Source organism: Paraburkholderia sp. BCC1886, from assembly GCF_900996245.1.
Taxonomy (GTDB): Bacteria; Pseudomonadota; Gammaproteobacteria; order Burkholderiales; family Burkholderiaceae; genus Paraburkholderia.
On the sequence record NZ_CAAJGK010000040.1, the window covers coordinates 78,261 to 103,882 of the forward strand.

The following is a 25,622-nucleotide window of genomic DNA, read 5'->3' on the forward strand; positions in this document are numbered from 1 at the left end:
CCAATGCGATGAATGAGTTGAAACAGACGACGCGGCAAGATGACCATCAGGCTGCGCGCGTCGCCGCAACGATCGCTTCCAGCCAGTCGAGCAGCGCGCTCACCGACTCGACGTGCGAGCGCGCGGTGGTGTCGCCCGCACCGACCTTGATCGACCAGCCGCCGCGCTCGTTGACGACCGCGAAGCCTTTCTCGTCGGTCAGATCGTCGCCGGCGAACACCGGCTGGCGGCCCACGAACGGCGGCTCGTCGAGGAACGCGCGCATCGCGCGACCCTTGTCGACGTTCTTCGGCTTGATTTCGTAGACCATCTTGCCCGGCTGCAGCACGTAGGCATCCGCGTAATCGGCGACCAGCTTTTCGGTCGCCTCGCGCGCCACGGTTTCGCGATCCGGCGCGTTGCGAAAGTGCAGCGCGAGCGCGGCGCCTTTGATTTCGAGCAGCATGCCCGGGTGTGAATTGACGACCTCGGCGAGCACGCGCTCCATGCGCAGCAAACGCTCGTCGTGAAAACCGATGCGCTGCGTGTCGCCATTCGAATCGCGCCGCTCGGCGCCATGCAGACCGGCGATCGGCAGATCGGGCATGCCGAGAAACCCGTCGATGCTGTCGATGCCGCGACCGGAGACCACCGCGACCGCACCATTGGTGAGATTGCGCAGCGCATTCAGCACGGTGATGACGCGCGGTTGCACGATGACGCCGTCCGGCGTGGAAGCGAGTTCGACGAGCGTGCCGTCGAAGTCGAAGAAAAATGCCGTCTCGCTGGGAGACAGAACTGCCGGAAGTGCTTGCATCGGTTGGTTTTGCCTTTCAGCCTACGAGGGCCGGAAAAGTGTGCGCATCTTACCGCGCATCCGTCAAAGTTTCGAGACAGTAAGGTGATGAACAAAAGCGACGGGCTTGTCGCGTCGCCGCGTCCGCCGTTTATATTCAACGAGCCTACATGGCGACTTCGGCGAGCTTTCGGCTTGGTGCGTCAAATTGCCTCGCGAAGTTCGCCCTGACGGGCGATGCGCGACGCCTGCCAGAATTTTGCGCTACAGTCGCTGCCACGGAGACAACCTCACACGAAATCATACGAAATGCGCCGGGTTGCCTCGCGCCGCGCCTTTCAATCGAGTCATTGATGCCTGCTTGGTTCCCGATCATCTCACCTCACCGCCCTGGAGCCGTGCGCAAGTCGACGAGCCGTCGCGGACTCGCACCGCCGACGCTCGCGAAGGGGTTCGCCGTCGCGGCGGCATTGGCCGCACTCGGCGGCTGTGCGCCGCATGCCGATCCATGGCATCTGACCGACGTGAGCGGCCATCTGCCAAACCTCGACTTCACGCTGACCGGCGACGACGGCCGCCCGGTCAACGGCGATTCGTTCAAGGGCCGCACCTCGCTCGTGTACTTCGGCTATACGCACTGCCCGGACGTGTGTCCCGAAACGATGGCCCGGCTGATGCAGGTGCTCGGCAAGCTCGGCCCCGACGCGCAGAAGGTGCGCATCCTGTTCATCACCGTCGATCCGGCGCGCGACACGCCGCAGGCTTTACACGATTACGTCGGCGCTTTCGACGCACGGCATGCCGAAGGACTCACCGGCACGGACTGGCAGATCGAATCGCTCGCCAAGCGTTACCGCGTCGCGTATCAGATGGAGAAGCGCGACGCCAAAGGCGACTACGAAGTCACCCACAGTTCCGCCGTTTACGTGTTCGACCGCGAAGGCCATGCGCGCCTGCTCGCCACCGATCACGACACGCCCGATGCGATCGCACTGGACTTGCGCCGTATCATCGATGACCGTTCCTGAGTTTTTTCTCACTGATTTTCTGGCTAACTTTCCGCAAAGAAACCTATGTCGATCAAGATCAAAACATTCGCCGCACTGAGCTGCACGCTCGCCCTCTCCCTCGGATTCGCCACGGCCGCGCAGGCCGCGGGCGCCCAGGCAATCAGCGTCAAGGACGCGTGGGTGCGCTGGTTGCCGAACAACCTGCCCGCCGGCGGCTATGCGACGCTGGTGAACGCGGGCGATAAACCGATCGACCTCGTCGATATCTCGAGCAACGATTACGGCGACGCCATGCTGCATCAGACCGTCTCGAACGGCTCGACGCAGAAGATGGTGATGGTCGACAAGCTGACGGTGCCCGCACACGGCCAGGTGGCGATTGCGCCGGGCGGCTATCACGTCATGCTGGAAGACGCGAAGCACAAGATCGCGCCCGGCGACACCGTGCATCTGACGCTGAAGTTCTCCGACGGCGAAACGCTCGATACGCCGTTTGTCGTGAAGTCGCCGGCTCAGGCTCAGGCGAAGTAAGGCCAGGTCTTATCACTGCCCGGCCGCCGCGATGAATCTGCCGATGACACTGCTCTACTGGCTCGACCCCTGGGAGTTTTCGCCGACCGTCGTCATCGCCCTGCTGGTGCCGGCGATTCTATTCGTCCGCGGCGCGCGCAAGGCGAAGGTGTCGCTCGCACGGCGGCTGTCGTTCTGGTTCGGGTTGACCGCGCTCTATGTCGCGCTGCATACGCGGCTCGATTATTTCTTCGAGCACGAGTTCTTCATGCATCGCGCGCAGCATCTGGTGTTGCATCACCTCGGGCCGTTCTTCATTGCGTTGTCCTACCCGGGCGCCGCGGTGCGCGCCGGTATTCCATTCGGCTGGCGGCAGCGCTTCGTGCGGCCCGCGCTCCAGACGGCGTTCGTGCGCAAGCTGCTGGACGTGGTGATGCATCCGGTGGTCGCCGTCGTGCTGTTCGTCGGGCTGATCTATTTCTGGCTGACCTCGCCGGTTCATTTCGTCGCGATGCTCGACTGGCGCCTCTATCGCGTGATGAACTGGAGCATGGTGATAGACGGCTTGCTGTTCTGGTGGCTGATTCTCGATCCGCGGCCCGCGCCGCCGGCCCGTCTGTCGCCGGGCAAACGGGTGCTGGTAGTGATTGCCGCGATTCCGCCGCAGATCATGCTGGGCGCGTTCATCTTCTTCACGCCGCACGAGTTGTATCCGATCTACTCGATCTGCGGCCGCGCCTTTACCTGGCTGAGCCCGATGCGCGATCAGCAGATCGGCGGCCTGCTGCTGTGGATTCCGGGTTCGATGATGAGCGTGATCGGCGCGCTCGTCGCCCTGCGTCACTGGATGCGGCTATCGGCGCGCGGACGCCTGCTCGACGAGAGGCGCGAGCGGCGCACGAAAGCGGCGCTGGTCGCGTAGCGGATCACGCGTCGTCGCATGGCGTGACGCGCTCAGAGCGAGCGCATCCACACGTGCGGAATACCGTCTTCGTCGTGAATCTCCGAGACCGGTGCGAAGCCGAACGCTCCGTAAAAACCTTGCAAATGCGCCTGCGCGTGCAGACGGATCGGCGTGCCCGGCCACTGCGAGCGAATATGCACGAGCGCGCGTTCGAGCATCGCATTGCCGAGACCGATGCCGCGAAATTCAGCGGTCGTCAGCACCCGGCCGATTCGAATATCGGCGTCGGCGGCATCGGGCAGCAGCACGCGAAGATAACCCGCGAGCGGCGGACACTGATCGGCGGGACCGTACGCGCTCAGGTGCCAGGCTTCGAAATCGAGCCCGTCGATATCGCCGTACACGCAATTCTGCTCGACCACGAATACTGCACTACGCGCGGCGAGCAGCGCATAGACCTCGACGTTCGTGAGATCGGTGAACGGCTTCCAGCGCCATTCGAGTTGGGACAGCTGCGAGGCTGAGGAAGATTGCAGTTCGGTCATGACGGGTTTCTGAATTAAGGCGCGAGGCGCGCGTGCCGCTGCGGCGATGCGCGATTATGCCGTGCAGCGCGCGCCGCGTGCGAGGGCCGCGACGCTCACCGGCTCTGTGCGGCGCGCGCTTTCGAGGCCTGCTTGTGGCTATACATCGCCGCATCGGCGGCGGCCAGCAATTCGGCAATCGACACGTGCCGCGCCGGATCGTATTGAATCTGCCCGACGCTATAGCGGATCTGATAACCGCGCTCGGCTTCGGTATTGCGCGCATCGAGTGCGCGCGTGAGGCGCTGCGTGACTTCGTCGGTCTCGTGGCTATCCGAATCCGTCAGCAACGCGACGAACTCGTCGCCGCCGATCCGCCCGATCACGTCGCTTTCACGCAGCGCATGGCGCAGGACATCGGCGAAATTCCTGAGCGCGACGTCGCCTTCCGCATGACCGAGCGTGTCGTTGATCTGCTTGAAATCGTTGAGATCGAAAAACAGCAGCGAGGCCGGCTTGTTCATGCGCTTGCAAACGCTCAGCGCATGTTGCGACAGCGCCTCGAAGCCGCGGCGGTTCGACAGCATCGTCAGATCGTCGAGCGTCGCGAGTTGCACCGCCGCGAGTTCCTGCTCGGCCATGCGCGCGAGATCGCGCAGCAGCTCGCGCTCTTCGTCGTCGAGATCGCGCGGCTTCACGTCGATCAGACACAGCGTGCCCAGCTTGTTGCCGCGGCCGACCGTCAGCGGACAGCCTGCATAGAAGCGGATGTTCGGACTGTCGGTGACGAGCGGATTATCGTGAAAGCGCTCGTCGGCCAGCGTGTCGGGCACCATCAGGATTTCGTCGCCGAGAATCGCGTGCGCGCAGAACGACACGTCGCGCGACGTTTCGCTGGCCGACAGACCGATGCACGACTTGAACCACTGCCGGTTCTCGTCGACGAGGCTCACCAGTGCAATCGGCACGCCAAACAGTCTTCTTGCGAGGCGGGTCAGCCGGTCGAAACGTTCTTCCGCCGAGGTATCGAGAATTTGCAGCGCACGCAGCGATTCGAGACGTGCGCTTTCGTTGTCGGGCTTCAGTGGAGCTTGCATGTCGTATATCCAGGAGCCAATCGGGTAGCCAGAGGCGAAGGCTTCATAGTGTATAGCGGCATTTCCGGCCGCGGGTTGAGCGGATGCGCTCGCGCATCGACGGGTTCGGGTCGGTTGTGGTTGCGCTAGGTAGCGGTTGAGACGGGCTCGACCGGCTCGCCCAGGCACGCCAGCAGATTGCCCGGACCACAGAGATGTAAGGCGCCGACCACGATCAGCGTGCGCGGCGGGCGGCCGTGCGTGGTTTTGCAGGTGGCTGCGGTTGCGTCTATAAAGCGCGCCTTCAAACGCTGCGCCCAGGCGCGATTGCGCGCGTCGAGCACCGCACGGCGAATCTCGCCCAGATTGAACATGGGCGACAGCGCGGCGATGCCGTACACCTTCTGTACATTGCCTTCCAGCCATGCGGCATGCATCTGCTCGAGCGTGCGCTGCGGCTCGTCGAGATCGGCCATCAATGCGCACAGCGCGGCGCCGAGCGCTTCCATGGGAATGGGGTCCAGCGTCGCGGCGACATCCTCGGCGGTCTCGAGATACTCGTAGGGCTTGCCTTCGGTCATGGCCGCACGCAGCATGCGCGGCTCGACCCCTTCGACGACTTGCTGAAACAGCGTGGGCGCGATCACCAGCGCGGCCCACGGCCGCAGATCGTCGAGCGGCGCCAGCGGTCCTTCGCCCGGCCATGCGGTCTGGAGACGCTGCCAGGCTTCGGGCGGAACATGCGCCCTGAGCTGGCCCGCGGTGGACGCCGCTGACGACGGCGCTTTCAGGAACGGCAGGATCGTGGGCGGATCGGATTCGAAGACCAGCGTCTCCGCCCACTCATAAGCTTGCGCGACCCAGGGCGGCGTCCGGCGGAACGTCGCGGGAAACAGATGCATCGAGCCAAGCAGACGGACTCGCGTACCGGGAAGTTGAAAATACATGCGGCCTCGAAGTGGCGGGCACTGCCCTGCCCGCTATTCTCGCAATAAAACCATCGCACCGCGATTTTTAATGATGACGCTCGTTTCGCGTCTGGCGCCATTGCGACAGGACTTTCGCGAATTTTAATTCATACCGGCGCGGCCGATTAATTACCGATTATCAGAATCAATTTAGATGGATAGTTGAGACATCGTGCGATATCGTAGATACTCGGCAAAATCACTAATATGCCGGCATAAAGACTCTAAATAATATCGAAAGACGGGACATATAAATGAAAGAGAATAAAAAGCGATTAGTAAATCGCGATGGCATGGCGGCTATGGGCGCTGCGCTGTTGCTAGCCGGTTGTGGTGGAGGCGGATCGTCGGGTAGTCCGTCGCCGGCCACGAGCGCCAATCTGAGTGCAATACAGAAGAGTTACGAAAGCGCCGCGCTCGCGTTGAACGGCGGTCTGCATTATTTGTCGGGCGGGCTGACTCTCAGTTCTTCATCTAATGGAACGCTGGGCGTAAGTTCCAGCAGTTACTTCTATGCGACCGACTCCAGCATTCCGCAAAGCCCTTCTATCGGTACCCAAACGCTGACGGTTACGACCTCGAATGTCTCGAAATCGCTGGCGGTGCCGACGATTATTCCGCCGCGCATGCTGGTCAACGGGACGATTTACAGTGGATCCGTTCCTGAACATGCTCAGGTCAGCTACTCGGGCGATAACGTGCAGGAAGATTATCTGGCCACCGACGGCAAGACGATCATGCGTACGCTGATCGGCACCGGCTACGACGTGGTGTCCTTGTCCGGCCCGATATCGGCATCGCCGACCGAGTTGTTTGCCGATAGCGCACTCGGCCTGCTGACGAATTCGATCAACGGTCAGCCGCTATACAACGCGCAGACCCGTTGGCAAAGCGGCGCGGCTTACGTCAAGATCGTGCGTCATGCGCAGGGCGACGAGGTCTATGTCGGCGATTGCGTCGCACCCGTTACGACGGGCACCAATCCCACGCCGTGCTCGACGACGGCGTCCACGCTGGAGAGCTTCTTCCCCTACGCAAGCACAGCCGATGCAAAGACCTATCAGATCACCGATGGGCAGATCGTCACGCTAGGCGGTGCGCGCGCATGGGTGGCCACGTTGCCGCTCGCGAGTGCGACCCCTTCGTACCGTGTGTATTTTCAGGGCAGCGCGGGCATTCAGGCGGGCTATCTGATCAAGGACGGCACGACACTGCAACTCGTACCGCTCGGCGGTGGGACTGCGCAAGACAGCTACTTCTTCCTGAACAACGCGGCGTTGCAAACGGTGAAGTCGGCGATTGCGTTCTGAGATTCGGATGAGGTGACGCGCATCGACGCGTGAAAAGAAAAAGCCCCGACGAATCGGGGCTTTTTCTGACATCAACTACTGGAGGCGCGAGCCGGAGTCGAACCGGCCTAAACGGCTTTGCAGGCCGCTGCATAACCGCTTTGCTATCGCGCCGCAAGCGGACTGGAATCTAGCTGCAGATTCACAGATTTTGTCTGGCTGTCTAATCGCACGACACTAGAAACATGACTGCGCGACCGACCCACCAAACAAAAAGGGAAGCGTTGCTTCCCCTTATGTATGGAGCGGGAGACGAGGCTCGAACTCGCGACCTCAACCTTGGCAAGGTTGCGCTCTACCAACTGAGCTACTCCCGCATTGTGCTACTTCACAACGCCTTGCCTTTTACGTCGATTACCACTACCAACAACGCGCTGCTTCAAAAATCTGGAGCGGGAGACGAGGCTCGAACTCGCGACCTCAACCTTGGCAAGGTTGCGCTCTACCAACTGAGCTACTCCCGCGTTGTGATTCTTTTACTGCTTGCTTTACTGCTTGTTTACCGCCAACTACCGGTATTACCTTCTAACTACTACCGAAGCGCTGAACTGCGTGCATCGGAGAAACGAGATTATGGAGAAACGACTGAAACGTGTCAACCCCTTTTGCGAATGAGCCGAATAGAAAATATTCGACTCTTCGCGCTCCCATGATTGGACCCAAATCCGAGCCCGAACCCACCCTCAAACCGCGCCGCCCCGCTCGCGAATTTGTGGCCAGGCGAGCTTCATGTAGTAGAGCATCGACCAGATTGTCAGGAACGCCGCCAGGTAGATGAGCCACAGTCCCCACACCCGCGTATCGATGACGAACGCACCGCCGAAACGCAATGGGCCATAGAACAGCAGCATTGGAATCGCGACCATCTGGCACACCGTCTTGAACTTGCCGAGCGAATTGACCGCGACGCTCTTCGACGCACCGATCTGCGCCATCCATTCGCGCAGTGCCGAGATCGCGATCTCGCGACCGACGATGACGAGCGCAATACCCGAGTCGATGCGCGCGAGTTGCACGAGCACCAGCAATGCCGCGGTGACCATGAGCTTGTCGGCGACCGGATCGAGGAACGCGCCGAATGCCGAGGTCTGATTCCACTTGCGCGCGAGAAAGCCGTCGAACCAGTCGGTGAGCGCCGCCAGAATGAACACCGTTGCGGCGGCGAGATTGCGGTGCGCGGGGCTCATCATCATGTCGGGCAAATAGAACACGCCGACGACGAGCGGAATCAGAACGATCCGCAGCCAAGTCAGGAAAATCGGAAAATTAAACGGCATGGGGGATGCGCTGCGTCTGACAAGGGAGATGCAATTGTGCCGTGTCACAAGGCCTGCCACAAGCAACGCGGCCGCCGCCTCGTCGGCCAGCGGCCTGCGCACGCGCGTGAATCAATGCAATTGCCGGTAGATCTGCTCGGCCAAAGCTTGCGATATGCCTTCGACACTCGCGAGATCTTCGACACTCGCGGCCACCACGCCGCGCAATCCGCCAAAGCGTGCCAGCAAACGCTGACGCCGCTTCGCGCCCACCCCTTCGAGTTCTTCGAGACGCGAAGTCTGTCGCGTTTTGGCGCGTTTCGCGCGCATACCGGTAATCGCGAAACGGTGCGCTTCGTCGCGGATCTGCGCGACCAGCATCAGCGCCGCGCTTTCCTTGCCGAGTTCGAGCGGCGTACGGCCGTCGGCGAAGATCAGCGTCTCGAGGCCGACCTTGCGCCCTTCGCCTTTGGCCACGCCGACCAGCATGCCGGTATCGAGGCCCAGCTCCGTGAACACCTGGCGCGCAATTTCCACCTGCCCCTTGCCGCCGTCGATCAACACGATAGTCGGCAGGAGACCGCCGCCGGCCGCCGCCGGACCGGCCGCATCCGATGCGAGCACGGAATCCGCCGTGGTCTCGCCGGGCGACGCCTCGCCGGGCGACGCCTCGCCGGGCGACGCCTCGCCGGGCGACTCCGCGGCGGCATCCTCGGCATTCGCCGCGGCTTGCGCGACCATTTTTTCGTAGCGACGCGTCAGCACCTGACGCATGGCCGCGTAGTCGTCGCCCGGTGTGATGCCGGTAATGTTGTAGCGACGATATTCCGACGACTGCATCTTGTGATGGTGATACACCACGCACGACGCCTGCGTTGCTTCGCCCATCGTGTGGCTGATGTCGAAACACTCGATCCTCAAGTGCGCGAGATCGTCGCACTCCATGCCGAGCGTGTCGGTCAGCGCACGCGTGCGGGCCTGCTGCGAGCCCTGCTCCGACAGCAGGCGAGCGAGCGCGAGCCGCGCATTCTGCTCGGCCATCGCGAGCCAGGCGCGGCGTTGTCCTTGAGGTTGACGCAAGACCGTGACCTTGTGGCCGGCCTGTTCGATCAGCACGTCGACGAGTTCGCGCGTCGTGGGCGCGTGGCTCACCACCAGCACGGGAGGCACACGGTTGCCGAGATAGTGTTGCGCGATGAACGCCTCCAGCACCTCGGCTTCGATGCCGCCGCCCGCGCGTCCTTTGCGGGGTCTGGGGGTGGCTTCATCATCTGCTGCATCGGCATCTTCATCTGCCTGCGCCTCTTGCTCATCTATTGGCAGAGCCTGCGCGGCATCGAGCACCTCGACGGCTTCGGCCTCGACCGCTTCGTCGGCGTCGCTCGCCAGCACATCGACCAATGCCGCTGAGCCCTCTTCCAGGCCGCCTTCGTCGACCGTCAGTGCGCTCTCCACGTGCGCGGGAAAATACGCCTTATCGCCGAGATGCCGGCCGCCGCGCACCATCGCGAGATTCACGCACACTCGCCCGCCCAGCGCGACGACCGCGAGAATATCGACGTCGCTGTCACTGCCCACTTCGATCGCCTGCTGATGCAGCACCGTCGACAGCGAACTCATCTGATTACGCACCGCCGCGGCCTGCTCGAATTTCAGTTCGCTCGCAAACGCATGCATTTTCTGCTCGAGTTCACTCATCACTTCACCCTGACGGCCGAGCAAAAAGCGCGATGCATTGGCGACGTCGTGCGCATAGTCTTCCGCGTCGATGTTGCCGACGCACGGCGCCGTGCAGCGACCGATCTGATGCAGCAGGCAGGGCCGCGTGCGATTGTTGAATACGGAGTCTTCGCAGGTGCGCAACTGGAACACGCGCTGCAGGATCTGGATGCTCTCGCGCACGGCCCACGCGCTCGGGAACGGCCCGAAGTACTGGTTCTTCCGATCCACCGAGCCACGGTAATACGCCATGCGCGGAAACTCGTGGCCGGTCAGCTTCAGATACGGATACGACTTGTCGTCGCGAAACAGGATGTTGTAGCGCGGCGTGAGCGCCTTGATCAGATTGTTTTCGAGCAGCAGCGCTTCGGCTTCGGAACGGGTCACGGTCGTCTCGATGCGCGCGATGCGCGTCACCATCATCGCGATGCGGGGCGACAACAACGTCTTCGTGAAGTAGCTCGACACGCGCTTTCTCAGATCGCGCGCCTTGCCCACGTAGAGCACCGCGCCCTGCGTGTCGTAATAGCGATAGACGCCTGGCAAGTGCGGCAATTGGGCGAGCACCTTTTTGGGCTCGAAGACGTCGGTGGCTTCGGGTTCGGTCATGCAGACAGGTCGAGTGGGAGAGTCTCGCGAAGCCTCGTTTTGCGCGTGATGCGGTGGGTCTGCACGGGGTCGTGTCGACCGCACGGCTCGCGAACGAGTGCTTTAGAATCGCCAGTTTAGAACATTCCACGCGGATTCGAGCCTCGCATGCGGCTCGACCGGCCGTTCCCACTCGCGACCCAGGCCATCATGTCCGACGCCAGCCCCGCTGCCGAACCTGCCACGCCGCTTTCTGCCGCGCTTTCGTCCCCGCTTTCGTCCCCGCTTTCGTCCCCGCTTTCGTCCCCGCTTTCGTCCCCGCTTTCGTCCCCTATCGCCTGCGATATTTTCTGCGCGGTCATCGACAACTTCGGCGACATCGGCGTGTGCTGGCGCCTCGCGCGTCAACTCGCGGGCGAACATGACTGGCAAGTACGTGTGTTCGTCGACGATCTGCACGCGTTCCAGAAACTGTGCCCGTCGCTGGAACTGGATCGCGCCCGCCAGACGGTCGAGGGCATCGTCGTCGAACACTGGCATGCGCCGACCCACGCGGGCGACACCATCGAAGTGGCGGACGTGGTAATCGAAGCATTCGGCTGTGAACTGCCACCCATCTACGTCGCGGCGATGGCGCAGCGCGAACGCGCGCCGGTCTGGCTCAATCTCGAGTATCTGAGCGCCGAAGACTGGGTCGCCGATTTCCACTTGCGGCCGTCGCCGCATCCGCGTTTCGCGTTGACCAAGACGTTCTTTTTCCCCGGACTCGGACCGGGCACCGGCGGCGTGCTCAAGGAGCAGCAACTGGACGCCGATCACGCGGCTTTCGACGATTCGCCCAGCGCACGCGAAACGTGGTGGCTGCAGGCCACCGGCCGCCCGGCACCACCGGCAACGGCCACGGTCGTCTCGCTGTTCGCTTATGAAAACCCCGCCGTCGACAGCCTGCTCGAACAGTGGCGCGACAGCGCCGACCCGATCGTTCTGCTGGCGCCCGAAGGCCGTATTTCGGGCGCGCTCGCGCGCTTCTTCGACCTGCCGTCGTTCGCGGCCGGCGCATGCGCGGAACGCGGCAACCTCACTGCGCACTCGCTCGCGTTCACCGAACAATCCGGCTACGACGCGCTGTTGTGGGCCAGCGACGTCAATTTCGTGCGCGGCGAAGACTCGTTCGTGCGCGCGCAATGGGCGGCGAAACCGTTCGTCTGGCACATCTATCCGCAAGCCGACGACGCGCATCTGCCGAAACTCGACGCCGCGCTGGCGCACTACGGCAGCACGCTGCCCGCCGCGGCAAACGACGCGCTCGCCCGCTTCTGGCACGCGTGGAACGGTGTCGGCCAGCCGGATTGGGCGGAGTTCCAGCGCCATCGCGAGGCCTTGCAAACCCGCGCGGTCGAATGGGCGGCCGAACTGGCCCACGTCGGCGACCTCGCTGGAAATCTGGCCTCGTTCGCAAAAAGTCAGCTAAAATAAGCGGTTATCCAACGGCCGACGACGCAAGCGCGGCCCGAACCATATCAGCGAACCTGGCCGACTCCCTAACCGTTACAACCGGTTGATCCCGTCAGTCACTCCCCGCATCGCAAGATGCATGACACGACTTCACCTGCTCCGGCAGGCGTCGGCGCGCAAGCCCGGGAGCGCAAGCTGTGATTCGGCGCCACTCGTGACTCCGCCCTTCAGGGTAAAACCCAGGGGTAAAACCCAGGGGTAAAACCCGGGAATTAAACCTCCGGGTCGAAAGCAGGCGCCGGCGAGCAAAGGCAATGAAGCGCCATGAGGTCCGTCGAGGGCCGCGAAGCCGCTTGCGCCGTATGCCGTTGAGCACAAAAAGTTGAAGCTACTTATTTCGTACAGGACAGTTTTATGAAGACCGCTCAGGAACTCCGCACCGGCAACGTCGTGATGATCGGCGCTGACGCAATGGTTGTGCAAAAGGCCGAATACAACAAATCGGGTCGCAACTCCGCCGTCGTCAAGATGAAGTTCAAGAACCTGCTGACCGGCGCAGGCATGGAAAACGTCTACAAGGCCGACGACAAGTTCGACGTCGTGGTGCTGGAACGCAAGGAAGTCACCTACTCGTACTTCGCCGACCCGATGTACGTGTTCATGGACGCCGACTACAACCAGTTCGAAGTCGAAGGCGAAATGATGGGCGACGCGCTCCATTACCTCGAAGACGGCATGGCTTGCGAAGTCGTGTTCTACAACGAGAAAGCCATCTCCGTCGAACTGCCGACCACGCTGGTTCGCGAAATCATCTATACGGAACCGGCTGTCAAGGGCGATACGTCGTCGGGCAAGGTTCTGAAGACCGCCAAGCTGCAAACCGGCTTCGAATTGCAAGTGCCGCTTTTCTGCGGCATCGGCGACAAGATCGAAATCGACACGCGTACCCACGAGTACCGCAGCCGCGCCTGAGGCGCACTGCTTGCCTGAATCGCAGCGCCGGTGCAATGCCGGCGCCGCGAAAACAAATGGCAAAAAACGAAGCGCCCTCTCCGGGCGCTTTTTCTTTTTTGTCGCGCCGTGTATGGTTGAGGAAAACTTTACCGGCGTGGTTATCCAAATTTCCAGCCCTGCGCCCGGCGCTCCCGCCGCACTTCGCCCAAACCCTTGATAAGTTGATACAAATATCCTTGGCACACTCCATGCTTATGGTAAGGAAATCAGCCGACGAAAGTAAGGCGGCTTTATTTCTTCACTAGCGGAGATGCGAAATGAATAACGACATCGCGGAAGGTAAGTGGAAACAGATGCTTGGCCGGGCAAAAACGGCATGGGGCGAACTGACGGACGACGAATTGACCAAAGCCGAAGGCCGTGCGGACAAACTGGCCGGATTGATTCAGGAACGCTACGGCAAAACGCGCGAACAGGCGGAGGTCGAAGTACGCCGCTTTTTCGACAGCAACCGGGATTCTTGAGCCGTCGAGTGAAGGATGTACAGACGCAGCGCCGAGGGTATGCCGGCGCCGCGTCTCGAAGTAAACAAAAAGGACCGGACTACCGTAGACGATTCTCCCCCGCTCGCCCAGGCATTGAGCGGAAAGGGTCGTGCGGGGTAGGTAGAGCGGTCCATCGGGTAGTCCAATCCATTTAAAAAATGCACTCGCCATGCCACACGCCCTGATTGTTGAAGACGATCCGAATAGCTTGTCAGGTCTGTCCGCCATCCTCGCCGCGGACGGTTTTTCCGTCGATACGGCGACCACGATCGCCGAAGCCCGCGCTGCGCTCACGCGCTTCATTCCCGACGTCGTGCTGGTCGACCTGAATCTTCCGGATGGCAGTGGGCTCGACGTGCTCCAGCATCTGCCCGCGCATCCGCCTGGCGGCGCCTTGCCCGTGATCGTGATGACCGGTAACGCGACGGTCGAGAGCGCGATCGAAGGCCTGCGGCATGGCATCTGGGACTATCTGCTCAAGCCGGTGAACATTCCCCGCCTGCGCAGCCTGCTCGCGCGCATTCCGCGTCCGTACGAACTGACCGAAGAAGTGCAGACGCTGCGCGCGTCGCTGCGTCAACTCGGCCGTTTCGGCTCGATGGTCGGCCGCAGCGGCGCCATCCAGCACGTCTACGACACGATCGAACATATTGCGCCGACGGAAGCCGCCGTGCTGATTTCCGGCGAAGCCGGCACCGGCAAGCAGGTCGCCGCGCGCACCCTGCACGACATGAGCCGGCGCCGCAAAGGTCCGTTCATCACGTTCGACTGCCGCACGGCCGCGAGCCTCGCCGCGCATCGTTCGCTCGACAGCATTCTGTTCGGCCATGAACGCGGAGCGTTCAGCGGTGCGGACCAGCGCGAGCCCGGTCTCTTCGAACAGGCAAGCGGCGGCACGCTGTTCATCGACGAGATCGCGGAACTGCCACGTGCGCAGCAGGAAGCGCTGTTGCGCGCACTCGACTCGCAAACCTTCATGCGGGTCGGCGGCACGAACCAGGTGGTCACCGACTTCCGCCTGATCGCATCGACACGCAAGTCGCCGCGCGCCGCAGTCGCCGACGGCAGCCTGCACGAAGACCTCGCCCTGCGCCTCGAAGCAGCCGCGGTCACGCTGCCGCCGTTGCGCGAGCGTGGCGACGATCCCGCGCTGCTCGCGCAGTCGATCGTCGACGAGTTGAATCACGAAGCGCTCACTCACGGCGCCCCGGAAGGGGCCAAGCAGGTCGGTCCCAACTTCCTGCGTGAATGCCTCGCCTACGAATGGCCGGGCAACGTGCGTGAACTCGAAGACCGCGTGCGGCGCGCTTACCATGCATCGGGCGACGTGGTCGAATCGCTGCGCGCCGATGAGGCGGGCTCGGCGAACGGACGCGATCTGAACGGCAGCCGGGTGCAGGTGACCGTCGGCACGCCGCTCGCCGACGTCGAGGAAATGCTGATTCGCGCGACACTCGATGCGGTCGGCGGCACCCGGCATCGCGCGGCATCGCTGCTGGGTATCAGCCCGAAGACGCTCTACAACAAACTGCAGCGGATGCGCTTGAACTGATGGGCGCGGCAGGCGGGCTTCTGCCGGCCAAAACGAAAACGGCACCTTCGAAACGAGGTGCCGTTTTTTTTCGCGCGCGAGCGCCTGATTCAGCGCAGCGCGCCGGTCTCAGGCAAACGCGCTGCGCAATAGCGCCTGAGCCTGCAGATAGCGCGGTTGCGCAACCAGCTTGCTCCACGTCAGCGCCTTGCCGCGCGGACGCATGCGCTTCAGACGTCGCCGCGATTCCTTCGACGGCGTGAAGCGCAGCTCATCCAGCACTTTCTCCGCCTGCTCCGGCTGATTGCAGATCAGCACCATGTCGCAGCCTGCGTGCAAGGCGGCGCTTGCGCCCTCGGTGAGCGTGCCGCCTTGCCGGGCCGCTTCCATCGACAGATCGTCGCTGAAAATCGCGCCTTCGAAGCGCAACTGCTGGCGCAGAATCTCCTGCAGCCAGACGCGCGAAAAACCCGCCGGCTTCGCATCCACCTGTGGATAAACCACGTGCGCGGGCAGCACGGCATCGAGCGCGACGCCGAGCCAGTCATAAGGCGCAATATCGTCGCGCAGAATCGCGTCGAGCGGACGATCGTCGACCGGCATGGCGACGTGCGAATCCGCGTGCGCGAAACCGTGCCCCGGGAAGTGCTTGCCGCAATTGCTCATACCGGCGAGCGCGAGACCGTGATTCAGGCTCTTCGCGAGCATCGCCACGACACGCGGATCGCGGTGAAACGAGCGATCGCCGATGACTTGCGACTGCCCGTAGTTCAGGTCGAGCACCGGCGTAAAGCTCATGTCGATACCGCAAGCGCGCAACTCCGCGGCGAGGATGTAGCCGACCGCGGTCGTCACCTTGGTGGCGTGCATCACGTCGCTATCCCATAGCGCGCCGAGTTTGCCCATCGCCGGCAGTACGGTGAAACCGTCGGTGCGAAAGCGCTGCACGCGGCCGCCTTCGTGATCGACGGCAATCAGCAGATCCTCACGGATCGCGCGGATCGCCGCAGTGAGCGCGACCAGTTGCGCGCGGCTCTCGTAGTGGCGCGCGAACAGAATTACACCGCCGGTCATCGGGTGGGCGAGGCGGCGTTTGTCGTCGTCGTTCAGCGTCGTGCCGACCACGTCGAGCATCACCGGTCCGGGAAGGATTTTCATCGAATGTCTGGGGGAGAAAGCTGGGAGAAAAGAAGCGGCTGAACGCCGGAGACGGCGCGTCGCCCGTTCGTTCAAGGCGTGGAATCCGGCTCGGTGACTGACGACGTCGGTGGCAACCCCGGTTGCGATCCCTGCTGCGACGTCTCGGCGATCACGAACGACACCGCATAATCGCGCTCGTCGCTGATCGTCACACGCGCCGTGATACCGCGCGCGTCGAGCCACTCGGCCAGTTCGCCGGAGGCCACCACCATCGGCTCGCCACTTGGCTTGTTGAGTGTTTGCAGCGCGCGCCATGTCATCGGCCAGTGCATGCCCATGCCGATCGCTTTTGAAAACGCTTCCTTCGCCGAGAAACGCGTGGCCAGAAATGCGAGCCCGCGTGCCGCCGACCGCGCCGTGCGGGCGTGGTAAATGCGCAGTTCGTCGGGGCCGAGCACTTTCTCGGCGAAGCGGCCGTTGGTGCGCGTCATGACCGCCGCCACACGGCTCACTTGCACGATGTCCGTACCGATCCCGTAGATCGTCATGGCCGCGGCCGCCCGCTCAGGCGCGCGCGCCGAGACGCGCGGCGACCATGATCGCCTTCATCTCGCGCACGGCGTTTTCCCAGCCCGCGAAGATCGCATGCGCGACGATCGCGTGACCGATGTTCAACTCGACGATGCCGTCGATCGCCGCGATCTGCTGCACGTTCGTGTAGTGCAGGCCATGGCCCGCATTCACCTTGATGCCGAGCGTCGCGCCGAACTCGACGGCGCGCACTACGCGTTCGAATTCGCGTTGCTGTTCGGCGGGGTCGTGCGCTTCGGCGTAACGGCCGGTGTGCAGTTCGACCACCGGTGCGCCGGCTTCGTGCGCGGCGCGAATCTGCGTTTCGTCCGGATCGATGAACAGCGACACACGCGATTTCGCGTCGGCCAGTTGCCGGCACGCCGCGCGTACTGCTTCGAATTGTCCGGCGACGTCGAGGCCGCCTTCGGTGGTCAGTTCCTGGCGCTTTTCCGGCACCAGACACACGTCGTGCGGCTGCACTTCGCAGGCGATGTCGAGCATCTCCTGGGTCACCGCGCATTCGAGATTCATGCGCGTTTTCAGCAAGGGGCGCAGCGTGCGCACGTCGGCGTCGACGATGTGGCGGCGGTCTTCGCGCAAGTGCAAAGTGATGACGTCGGCGCCGGCTTCCTCGGCCAGCAGCGCCGCGCGGATCGGATCGGGATAGGACGTGCCGCGCGCGTTGCGCAGCGTGGCGACGTGATCGATATTCACGCCCAGGTCAATCACAGTCGGCGACGTAAGAAAGAAGCTCATAAGCTCTGCAAGTCGATCAGGATCTGGCGCGTCGCGAGCGGCGTGCCGGCAAGGTAAGTGTTCAGCAGGAAACGCATCAGGGTTTTGCTCTGCGCGATAGTTTGCGCACGATGGTAATCGTCCTGCTCCATATCCAGCAAGGTTTGTCCGGACACAATCGGCCATTGCGCGGGCAGCTCGTCCGACGCCTCGCGCACGCCGCGCTCCGGATCGAATACATAGCGGCCGTCGGCCCGCACGGTTTGACGCGCGACGGTGCGATTGAGCGCCATCGCATAGCCGGTTTCGCGCAGCAGCACGCGCTCGAACGAGCGCAACACCTGCACCGGCGGCTCGTCGTGCGCCAGCCGCGTCATCGTCACGACGTAGTGGTGAAAGAGTTGCGGATGCGGGTCTTCGCGCGCGCAGAACTTGACCAGCAGTTCGTTCACGTAGAAACCGCAGAGCAACGCGTCGCCGGCGAGCGGCAACATGCCGCCGACCCATTCGGCGCCGGTCAATGTGCGCACTTCGGATTTGCCCGACCACGACAGCGCGAGCGGCTGGAATGTCTGCAGCACGCCGCGCAACGCGGAGTGCGGACGCTTCGCGCCCTTCGCGACGAGCGCGAGACGGCCGTGATCGCGCGACAGCACGTCGATAATCAGACTGGTCTCGCGGTACGGGTAGCTGTGCAGCACGAAGGCGGGTTGTTCCGCGATCCGGTATTCGGAGGCGGACGAGCGGGACGCGCGCGGGGCTCGCGGGGCACGCGGGGCACTGGTAGACGCCGCTTTACGCGGTTCGCCGTCTGCGCTGTCCTGCGTGCTTTTACTGGAGGACTTTTTGCTGCTGCGAGCGGCTTTTCTGGCCGGTTCGCGTGCGGGTGCGGCCGGCTCCGAGTCGTCCGGGTCGGCGGCGGAATTCAGCGTCATCCACGCGTCATTCGTACCCATACGCGCGAAGTCCGGCTTCGTTGTCGGCCCAACCGCTCTTCACCTTGATGAAGGTTTCCAGGTACACCGGCCCGTCGAACAGCTTTTCCATGTCGAGCCGCGCCTCGGTGCTGATCTGCTTCAGCTTGGCGCCCTTCTGGCCGATGATCATCGCCTTGTGCGTGTCGCGATCCACCATGATGGTCGCGAAAATACGCCGCAAGCGCCCTTCCGTCTCGAACTTGTCGATCAGCACGGTGCTGGTGTACGGCAACTCGTCGCCGGTCCAGCGGAACACTTTTTCGCGCAGGATTTCGGCGGCCAGAAAACGCTCGCTACGATCGGTCAGGTCGTCTTCGCCGTAAATGGGCGCGCCTTCCGGCAGGAACGGCTTGACCGTGGCCATCAGACGCTTGACGTCGTCGGGATGCTTGGCGGTGAGCGGCACGATCTCGCTGAACTCGCGCAGCGCGCTGATCTGCTGCATGAAGGGGAACAACGTATCTTTATCGCCCACGCGATCGAGCTTGTTGGCGATCAGCAGCGTGGGCACTTTCGGCGGAATCAGGTCCAGCACTTTCTGGTCGTCCGGGCCGAAACGGCCGGCTTCGATCACGAACAGGATTGCGTCCACCGACGTCAGCGTCGACGTGACCGCGCGATTCAGCGAGCGGTTCAGCGCGCCGCTGTGCTTGGTCTGGAAGCCGGGGGTGTCGACGAAAATGTACTGCGCATCGTCGAGCGTGTGGATGCCGGTAATACGGTGGCGCGTGGTCTGCGCCTTGCGCGACGTGATGCTGACTTTCTGGCCGACCAGCGCGTTCATCAGCGTGGATTTGCCGACGTTCGGACGGCCGACGATGGCGACCATGCCGCAGCGAAAACCGGGGGGAGTGGGAGTGTTCATATTCGGGTTACGGCCGGTTCGGATCGGCGCGCGCGATGGGCGCGCCGAGCGCAATCAATGGCCCGCATCGGCGACGCGGGTTTGCACCGCGTCGGCAACGCCGGGTTCGTGTTCGGTGGCAGCCGGCACAGCCGGCGCGGGCGCTGTCGCGTGGGCCGCTTCGCGATGGCGCGGCTTGTCGGCCTGGCGGGCGGTGGAATCCTGTCTGGCTTCCACGATCTCGGGCGCGGCCTCCGGCGATGAGCGCTCGGGCGCTACGCCATTTGCCGGAGCGGCGGGTTTGTCGTGCTTTTCCGCGCGGTCGGCTTTCTCGACTTTCTCGCCCTTTTCGCCTTTCTCCTGGCTGTACTCGACGTGCGCGGCACGGATGACAGCCAACGGCGCGGGCGTGGCGGTGAGCGTCGGACGCTCAGCTGGGGAGCCTTCGGGCGCGGCCGCAGGCACCAGCCGGGGTTCGCCGCGCCCCGCTCCGCGTTCCTTGCGATCCGGACTGCGCAAATCGAGCGCCGCCTGAACGCCGGTCACGCCGGGGACGATTTCCGGCTCCGCTTTCGCTGCCCGTGCGCCCTTCGAGCGCTTGGATTTGGAGACGACCGCGGGAGCCGCCGCCATTACTTCATCAAGCGCCTTTTTAGCCGCGGCCTGCTCGGCTGCGCGCCGGCTCGCGCCAGAACCGGCGACTTTCACGTCCAGCTTGGGCACCGTGCATTCGACTTCGAACTGCTGATTGTGCGCCGCACCATGGGTGGCCACGACGGTGTAGGTGGGCAGCGCGATCTTGTGACCTTGCAGATATTCCTGCAGCAGCGTCTTGGCGTCTTTGCCCAAGGTGCGCGGGTCGATGTGATCGAGAATCGGCACGTAGAGCCGTTTGACGACCGTCTGGGCGGCGTCGAATCCGCCGTCGAGGAATATTGCGCCCAGCACCGCTTCGAGCGTGTCGGCGAGGATCGACGGACGGCGGAAGCCGCCGCTGCGCAACTCGCCTTCGCCCAGCCGCAGACCTTCGGAGATATTCAGCGCCTGGGCGATTTCGTACAGTGACTGCTGCTTGACCAGATTGGCGCGGACGCGGGACAGATCGCCCTCGTCCAGTTTGCCGAACCGCTGGAACAAAAGCGCAGCCACCGCGCAATTCAGGACGGAGTCGCCGAGGAACTCGAGCCGTTCGTTATGCGTGGAACTGTGACTGCGGTGTGTTAAAGCCTGGCGCAGCAATTCCGCATTGCGAAATTCGTAGCGCAGACGGCTTTCCAACGGAGATAAGGGCATGGGCAGAGTATAACGCGGGCGCCCGCCCCGACGGAAAGGCCGGGCGGACAGCGAAAAAAGCGTGGTAATGCGCGGTTACCGCAGGTTCTTGAAGTGGCGTGGCAAGACGTTGCCTACGATGCGCGTGCGGGTCGGCGACCGGCTCGCGCATCGTGCAAAGCACGCGAACCTAGTGGAACAGGCCGATGCGTTTCAGGCTGCTGAAGTTCATCCAGATAAAGAACGCGCGACCGACGATGTTCTGATCCGGCGCGAAGCCCCAGTAACGACTGTCCGCGCTGTTGTCGCGGTTATCGCCCATCATGAAGTAATTGCCCGGAGGCACCTTGCAGATCACGCCGCGCGCGTTGTACGTGCAGTTGTCGCGGTACGGATAATCTTCCGCGCCCACGATGAACGGCGGCACCGCAGGATTGTTCAGAATCGCGTTCTTGCGTCCGTCCAGATCTTCTTCGAACTGCTTCGCGTAGCCGAGACGCTCTTCATCGAGATAGTCGGGCAGCGGCGTTTCGGCGACTGGCTTGCCGTTGATCGTCAACTGCTTGTCCTGATAAGCGACCGTGTCGCCCGGCAAGCCGATTACGCGCTTGATGTAGTCGACCGATTCGTCTTTCGGATAGCGGAACACCACGACGTCGCCGCGTTGCAGCGGACGGCCTTGCGTGACCTTCGTATTGACGATCGGCAAACGGATGCCGTAGTCGAATTTATTCACGAGGATGAAGTCGCCGACCAGCAGCGTCGGCACCATCGAACCCGACGGAATCTTGAACGGCTCGACGATGAACGAGCGCACCACGAACACCACCAGAATGACCGGAAAAAAGCTGGCCGAATATTCGAGCCACCACGGCTGACGCAGCTTGTCGTCACGCAGACGCGCACGCGTTTGTGCCGCGTTTTCGTCGGCGAAACGCTCGCCGACGCGGACCTGCTGGCGGTCGAATTCGGCGACCGCGGCCTCAGCGGCGCGACGCCGTTGCGGCAGGAAAACCAGTTTGTCAGCCACCCACGCGACGCCCGTCAAAATGACGAGCACAAAAAGAATCAGCGCAAAATTCATAACGTTCCGTTGTTCGTCTTATTTGTCTTCGACACGCAAAATGGCGAGGAAAGCTTCCTGCGGAATCTCGACCGATCCCACCTGCTTCATCCGCTTCTTGCCTGCCTTCTGCTTTTCGAGCAGTTTCTTTTTCCGGCTAATGTCGCCGCCGTAGCATTTTGCCAGCACGTTCTTACGCAACGCTTTAATGTTCTCGCGCGCGATGATGTTCGCACCGATGGTCGCCTGGATGGCCACGTCGTACATTTGCCGCGGAATCAGTTCGCGCATTTTGGCCGCCACTTCGCGACCACGATACTGGCTTTGCGAACGGTGCACGATGACCGACAGTGCGTCGACCTTGTCGCCGTTGATCAGCATGTCGACCTTCACGACATCGGCCGCGCGATATTCCTTGAACTCGTAGTCCATCGACGCATAACCGCGCGACAGCGACTTCAGCCGGTCGAAGAAATCGAGCACCACTTCGCCCATTGGAATTTCGTAGGTGAGTTGCACCTGACGGCCGTGATACTGCATGTTGATCTGCACGCCGCGCTTTTGCGTACACAGCGTGATGACCGCACCGACGTAGTCCTGCGGCATGTACAGATTCACGGTGACGATCGGCTCGCGCACTTCCTCGATCTTCGACGGCTCGGGCATCTTGGCCGGATTCTCGACCATGATGATGGTGCCGTCGCGTTGCAGCACTTCGTACACCACGGTCGGCGCCGTGGTGATCAGGTCCATGTCGAACTCGCGCTCGAGACGTTCCTGCACGATTTCCATGTGCAACAAACCCAGGAAGCCGCAGCGGAAACCGAAGCCGAGCGCTTGCGACACTTCCGGTTCGTACTGCAGCGACGCGTCGTTCAGCTTGAGTTTTTCGAGCGAGTCGCGCAACGCGTCGTACTGGTTGGCTTCGACCGGATAGAGACCGGCGAACACCTGCGGCTTCACTTCCTTGAAACCCGGCAGCGGCTCGGCGGCCGCACGATTCACGTGCGTGACCGTGTCGCCCACTTTCGCCGCAGCCAGTTCCTTGATGCCGGCGATGATGAAACCCACCTGCCCGGCCGACAGCGATTCGAGATTCTTCGACTTCGGCGTGAACACGCCGATATGTTCGACCGGATACTGCGCGTCGGTCGCCATCATGCGAATTTTTTCTTTCGGACGCAGCGTGCCGTTGACGATACGCACCAGCATGACCACGCCGACGTAGTTGTCGAACCACGAGTCGATGATCAGCGCCTGCAACGGCGCGGCCGGGTCGCCCTTGGGCGGCGGCACTTTGGCGATCAGCGCTTCCAGCACGTCTTCCACGCCCAGGCCGGTTTTGGCGCTGCAATGCGTGGCGTCGGTCGCGTCGATGCCGATGACGTCTTCGATTTCGGTGATCGCGTTTTCCGGGTTTGCCGCCGGCAGGTCGATCTTGTTGAGCACCGGAATCACGTCGACCCCGAGCTCGATGGCCGTGTAGCAGTTGGCCACGGTTTGCGCTTCCACGCCCTGACTTGCGTCGACCACCAGCAGCGCGCCTTCGCACGCGGACAGCGAGCGGCTGACTTCGTATGAGAAGTCGACGTGGCCCGGCGTGTCGATCATGTTCAGGTTGTAGATTTGCCCGTCACGGGCCTTGTACGTCAGTGCGGCGGTTTGTGCCTTGATGGTGATGCCGCGCTCGCGTTCGAGATCCATCGAATCGAGCACTTGAGATTCCATCTCGCGGTCGGACAGGCCGCCGCAAATCTGGATGATGCGATCGGCGAGCGTCGACTTGCCATGGTCGATGTGCGCGATGATCGAGAAGTTACGAATATGATCCATTCAGTGCCGATCAAGCAAAAAAGGCGCGCTCGGACAATAGCGGAGCACGCCTTGTAAGTAGGTGAAAAACCTGACTATTTTAGCCGAAAAGGCTGTCGCCCGGCGCATCTTGCGAGGTCGGGACGGAAAAGACGGCTCGGGAGAAGCGTGAAACGGTGAGTGAGGCGGTGTCCGAGGCGGTGTCGCGCGCGGCGTATTGGTCCGCGGCTTGCGGCCTCAAAGTGGCGCAGCCGACCGCGCCATGAGTGCGGCACGGACCCCGGCCGCGTCGAGGTGATAGTGGCACAGTTCGACGCCATCGCAGACCAGAACCGGCACCCAATCGTTATAGCGAGCTTCCAGTTGCGGATCGGCGTCGATATCGACGATGTCGACCTGGACGCCGAACTCGGCCAGCAACGGCTCGAGCGCGGCGCGCATGTCGTCGCACAGGTGGCACCACGCGCGCCCGTAGAGCGTGAGCGGCGCCGCCATGCGATTGTCCACGGACTACTTCGCGCTGCCGCCGCGCGGCCGCACCGGCACGAACTGGGTGTTCTCGCCGCGACGCACGAGCAGCGCCACCATCTTTTGCGGATCGAGGTGCGAAGTCAGTTCGTCGAACTGCTTCGCGCTCGTGATGTCGGTGTCGCCCACGCGCAGCACGATATCGCCCTTCTGCAAGCCCACGCGAGCGGCCGGTCCATCTGCGGCGTCGATCTGCACGCCGTTGTGGAGTTTCAGCGCTTTCATCTGGTCGGCGGAGATATCGCTGACGGCCAGACCGAGCACGTTCGTAGCGCGCTGCTTAGGCGGCTGCGGCTTCTTCTGATCGGTCTTCGCGGCCTTGTCCGGTTGCATCTCGGCGATCGTAACCGGCAGGTCGCGCGTCTGACCCTTGCGCCAGATCGTGATGGTCGACTTCGTGCCCGGCTTGGTGTCGCCGACCATACGCGGCAGGTCTGTCGCGGTATCGACGGAATGGCCGTTGAACTTGAGGATGATGTCGCCCGGCTGCACACCGGCCTTGTCCGCCGGACCGCCTAGCTCGACGCTGCTGACCAGCGCCCCTTGCGCTTTCGGCAAGCCGAGCGAGTCGGCCACGTCTTTGGTTACTTCGCCGATTGCAACGGCAATGCGACCACGCGTGACTTTACCCGTGCTCTTCAACTGATCGGCCACGCGCATCGCTTCGTCGATCGGGATCGCGAACGAAATGCCCATGAAGCCGCCAGTCCGGCTATAGATCTGCGAATTGATGCCGATCACTTCGCCTTGCATGTTGATGAGCGGACCGCCCGAATTGCCGGGATTGACCGCCACGTCGGTCTGGATGAACGGCAGGTAGTCACCCGTGTCGCGCCCCTTGGCGCTGACGATGCCGGCCGTGACCGTATTCTCGAGACCGAACGGCGAGCCGATCGCGACCACCCATTCGCCGACCCGCACCTTGTTCGAATCGCCGATGGTGATGATGGGCAGGTTCGCCGCGCTGATCTTGACCACGGCCACGTCGGTGCGGTCGTCCACGCCGACCAGTTTGGCCTTGAACTCGCGCTTGTCGGTGAGCGTGACGTAGATGGTGTCGGCGTCGTCGACCACGTGCGCGTTGGTCATCACGTAGCCGTCCGCGGACAGGATGAAGCCCGAGCCCACCCCGCTGCTGGTTTCCGAATCGCTGTTGTCCGGCGAGTCCGGACTGCTGCCTCCGCTGCCGCTGCCGCTGTTATCGCCGTTGTCGCCGCCGTGCGGCGAACCCGGGGATTGCGGCGACTGCGGCAACGGAATACCGAAGAAACGCCGGAAAAACTCCGACATATCCCCGTCGTCCATGCCGGGCGGCAAGCCTCCGCGAGCACCGCTATTCGAAACGCGCGTAGTCGTGCGAATGTTGACGACTGCCGGGCCGACCTTGTCGACCAGGTCGGTGAAGTCGGGCAGATTGGCGGCCGGGGCCGCCGATGCCGTATGCGGTACGAGCGGCAAACACGCCGCTACTACCGCGGCCGCGAGGAATTTGCGTACCGAGAAAGTCGTCATAT

24 protein-coding genes and 3 tRNA genes are annotated in these 25,622 nt (G+C 62.8%); 8 read left to right on the plus strand and 19 right to left on the minus strand.

Translation table 11 applies throughout. The features are described from left to right. Positions 1–46: 46 nt before the first annotated feature. Complete coding sequence (gene otsB / locus FQ746_RS09375; protein ID WP_144108747.1) at positions 47–796, minus strand: trehalose-phosphatase; 750 nt, start codon at positions 794–796, stop codon at positions 47–49. Between the two features lie 332 nt (positions 797–1,128). Here otsB and FQ746_RS09380 point away from each other — a divergent pair, with 332 nt between their 5' ends. From FQ746_RS09380 to FQ746_RS09390, 3 genes are read left to right on the plus strand one after another with little or no spacing between them, the layout of a single operon-like run. Beyond that, on the plus strand, positions 1,129–1,803 hold the full coding sequence (locus tag FQ746_RS09380; RefSeq protein WP_409932390.1) for an SCO family protein: 675 nt from the start codon (positions 1,129–1,131) through the stop codon (positions 1,801–1,803). A 45-nt stretch (positions 1,804–1,848) separates the two neighbouring features. Continuing rightward, positions 1,849–2,316 carry a copper chaperone PCu(A)C gene (locus FQ746_RS09385; protein ID WP_144108748.1) on the plus strand — a complete coding sequence of 156 codons (468 nt, stop codon included), beginning with the start codon at positions 1,849–1,851 and terminating at the stop codon, positions 2,314–2,316. Between the two features lie 43 nt (positions 2,317–2,359). Further along, entirely contained in the window at positions 2,360–3,217 is an 858-nt protein-coding gene (locus tag FQ746_RS09390) for a cytochrome c oxidase assembly protein (protein WP_144108750.1), read from the plus strand. 32 nt (positions 3,218–3,249) lie between these two features. On the opposite strand, the gene FQ746_RS09395 is transcribed toward FQ746_RS09390, so the two are convergent. From FQ746_RS09395 to FQ746_RS09405, 3 genes are all read right to left on the minus strand, one after another. Further along, positions 3,250–3,744 (minus strand): GNAT family N-acetyltransferase, encoded by a 495-nt coding sequence (locus tag FQ746_RS09395; protein WP_144108752.1) that lies wholly within the window; start codon positions 3,742–3,744, stop codon positions 3,250–3,252. A gap of 95 nt (positions 3,745–3,839) precedes the next feature. Then, a complete protein-coding gene (locus FQ746_RS09400) occupies positions 3,840–4,820 on the minus strand; it encodes a sensor domain-containing diguanylate cyclase (protein WP_144108754.1) in 981 nt (326 codons plus the stop codon). 125 nt (positions 4,821–4,945) lie between these two features. Beyond that, on the minus strand, positions 4,946–5,746 hold the full coding sequence (locus tag FQ746_RS09405; protein ID WP_144108756.1) for a TraB/GumN family protein: 801 nt from the start codon (positions 5,744–5,746) through the stop codon (positions 4,946–4,948). A gap of 314 nt (positions 5,747–6,060) precedes the next feature. On the opposite strand from FQ746_RS09405, the gene FQ746_RS09410 reads away from it, so the two are divergent. Further along, positions 6,061–7,077 carry a hypothetical protein gene (locus FQ746_RS09410; RefSeq protein ID WP_260853959.1) on the plus strand — a complete coding sequence of 339 codons (1,017 nt, stop codon included), beginning with the start codon at positions 6,061–6,063 and terminating at the stop codon, positions 7,075–7,077. Positions 7,078–7,156: 79 nt separating this feature from the next. Here the strand turns inward: FQ746_RS09410 and FQ746_RS09415 are convergent. The 5 genes from FQ746_RS09415 to uvrC form a co-directional block, all read right to left on the minus strand. Beyond that, positions 7,157–7,230 (minus strand) — tRNA-Cys (locus tag FQ746_RS09415). Positions 7,231–7,357: 127 nt separating this feature from the next. Next, positions 7,358–7,433 (minus strand) — tRNA-Gly (locus tag FQ746_RS09420). 71 nt (positions 7,434–7,504) lie between these two features. Then, positions 7,505–7,580 (minus strand) — tRNA-Gly (locus FQ746_RS09425). Between the two features lie 219 nt (positions 7,581–7,799). Beyond that, entirely contained in the window at positions 7,800–8,393 is a 594-nt protein-coding gene (gene pgsA / locus FQ746_RS09430; protein ID WP_144108760.1) for a CDP-diacylglycerol--glycerol-3-phosphate 3-phosphatidyltransferase, read from the minus strand. Positions 8,394–8,504: 111 nt separating this feature from the next. Further along, entirely contained in the window at positions 8,505–10,700 is a 2,196-nt protein-coding gene (gene uvrC, locus FQ746_RS09435; protein ID WP_144108762.1) for an excinuclease ABC subunit UvrC, read from the minus strand. A gap of 189 nt (positions 10,701–10,889) precedes the next feature. Between uvrC and earP the strand changes: the two genes are divergently transcribed. From earP to FQ746_RS09455, 4 genes are all read left to right on the plus strand, one after another. Next, positions 10,890–12,155, plus strand: a complete 1,266-nt coding sequence (earP, locus tag FQ746_RS09440) for an elongation factor P maturation arginine rhamnosyltransferase EarP (RefSeq protein ID WP_144108919.1) — start codon at positions 10,890–10,892, stop codon at positions 12,153–12,155. Positions 12,156–12,548: 393 nt separating this feature from the next. Continuing rightward, the gene (gene efp, locus FQ746_RS09445; RefSeq protein ID WP_144108764.1) at positions 12,549–13,106 is read left to right on the plus strand and encodes an elongation factor P; all 558 of its coding nucleotides are present in this window, start codon (positions 12,549–12,551) and stop codon (positions 13,104–13,106) included. Positions 13,107–13,405: 299 nt separating this feature from the next. Continuing rightward, positions 13,406–13,612, plus strand: a complete 207-nt coding sequence (locus FQ746_RS09450) for a CsbD family protein (RefSeq protein ID WP_144108766.1) — start codon at positions 13,406–13,408, stop codon at positions 13,610–13,612. Positions 13,613–13,802: 190 nt separating this feature from the next. Continuing rightward, positions 13,803–15,185 (plus strand): sigma-54-dependent transcriptional regulator, encoded by a 1,383-nt coding sequence (locus FQ746_RS09455; protein WP_144108768.1) that lies wholly within the window; start codon positions 13,803–13,805, stop codon positions 15,183–15,185. 108 nt (positions 15,186–15,293) lie between these two features. Here the strand turns inward: FQ746_RS09455 and nagZ are convergent, their stop codons facing one another. The 10 genes from nagZ to FQ746_RS09505 form a co-directional block, all read right to left on the minus strand. After that, positions 15,294–16,322 (minus strand): beta-N-acetylhexosaminidase, encoded by a 1,029-nt coding sequence (gene nagZ, locus FQ746_RS09460; RefSeq protein WP_144108770.1) that lies wholly within the window; start codon positions 16,320–16,322, stop codon positions 15,294–15,296. A 71-nt stretch (positions 16,323–16,393) separates the two neighbouring features. Next, a complete protein-coding gene (acpS, locus tag FQ746_RS09465) occupies positions 16,394–16,852 on the minus strand; it encodes a holo-ACP synthase (RefSeq protein ID WP_144108772.1) in 459 nt (152 codons plus the stop codon). Positions 16,853–16,868: 16 nt separating this feature from the next. Beyond that, on the minus strand, positions 16,869–17,633 hold the full coding sequence (gene pdxJ / locus FQ746_RS09470) for a pyridoxine 5'-phosphate synthase (protein ID WP_144108774.1): 765 nt from the start codon (positions 17,631–17,633) through the stop codon (positions 16,869–16,871). Further along, positions 17,630–18,568 (minus strand): DNA repair protein RecO, encoded by a 939-nt coding sequence (gene recO / locus FQ746_RS09475; protein WP_144108776.1) that lies wholly within the window; start codon positions 18,566–18,568, stop codon positions 17,630–17,632. Before recO ends, pdxJ begins: the two co-directional genes overlap by 4 nt. Further along, complete coding sequence (era, locus tag FQ746_RS09480) at positions 18,555–19,454, minus strand: GTPase Era (RefSeq protein ID WP_144108778.1); 900 nt, start codon at positions 19,452–19,454, stop codon at positions 18,555–18,557. Before era ends, recO begins: the two co-directional genes overlap by 14 nt. Before the next feature lie 54 nt (positions 19,455–19,508). Next, complete coding sequence (gene rnc / locus FQ746_RS09485; RefSeq protein ID WP_144108780.1) at positions 19,509–20,726, minus strand: ribonuclease III; 1,218 nt, start codon at positions 20,724–20,726, stop codon at positions 19,509–19,511. A 169-nt stretch (positions 20,727–20,895) separates the two neighbouring features. Further along, positions 20,896–21,789, minus strand: a complete 894-nt coding sequence (gene lepB, locus FQ746_RS09490) for a signal peptidase I (protein WP_144108782.1) — start codon at positions 21,787–21,789, stop codon at positions 20,896–20,898. An 18-nt stretch (positions 21,790–21,807) separates the two neighbouring features. After that, positions 21,808–23,601, minus strand: a complete 1,794-nt coding sequence (gene lepA / locus FQ746_RS09495; protein WP_144108784.1) for a translation elongation factor 4 — start codon at positions 23,599–23,601, stop codon at positions 21,808–21,810. Positions 23,602–23,817: 216 nt separating this feature from the next. After that, positions 23,818–24,075 carry a glutaredoxin family protein gene (locus FQ746_RS09500; RefSeq protein ID WP_144108921.1) on the minus strand — a complete coding sequence of 86 codons (258 nt, stop codon included), beginning with the start codon at positions 24,073–24,075 and terminating at the stop codon, positions 23,818–23,820. Between the two features lie 15 nt (positions 24,076–24,090). Beyond that, on the minus strand, positions 24,091–25,620 hold the full coding sequence (locus tag FQ746_RS09505; RefSeq protein ID WP_144108786.1) for a DegQ family serine endoprotease: 1,530 nt from the start codon (positions 25,618–25,620) through the stop codon (positions 24,091–24,093). Positions 25,621–25,622: the final 2 nt, after the last annotated feature.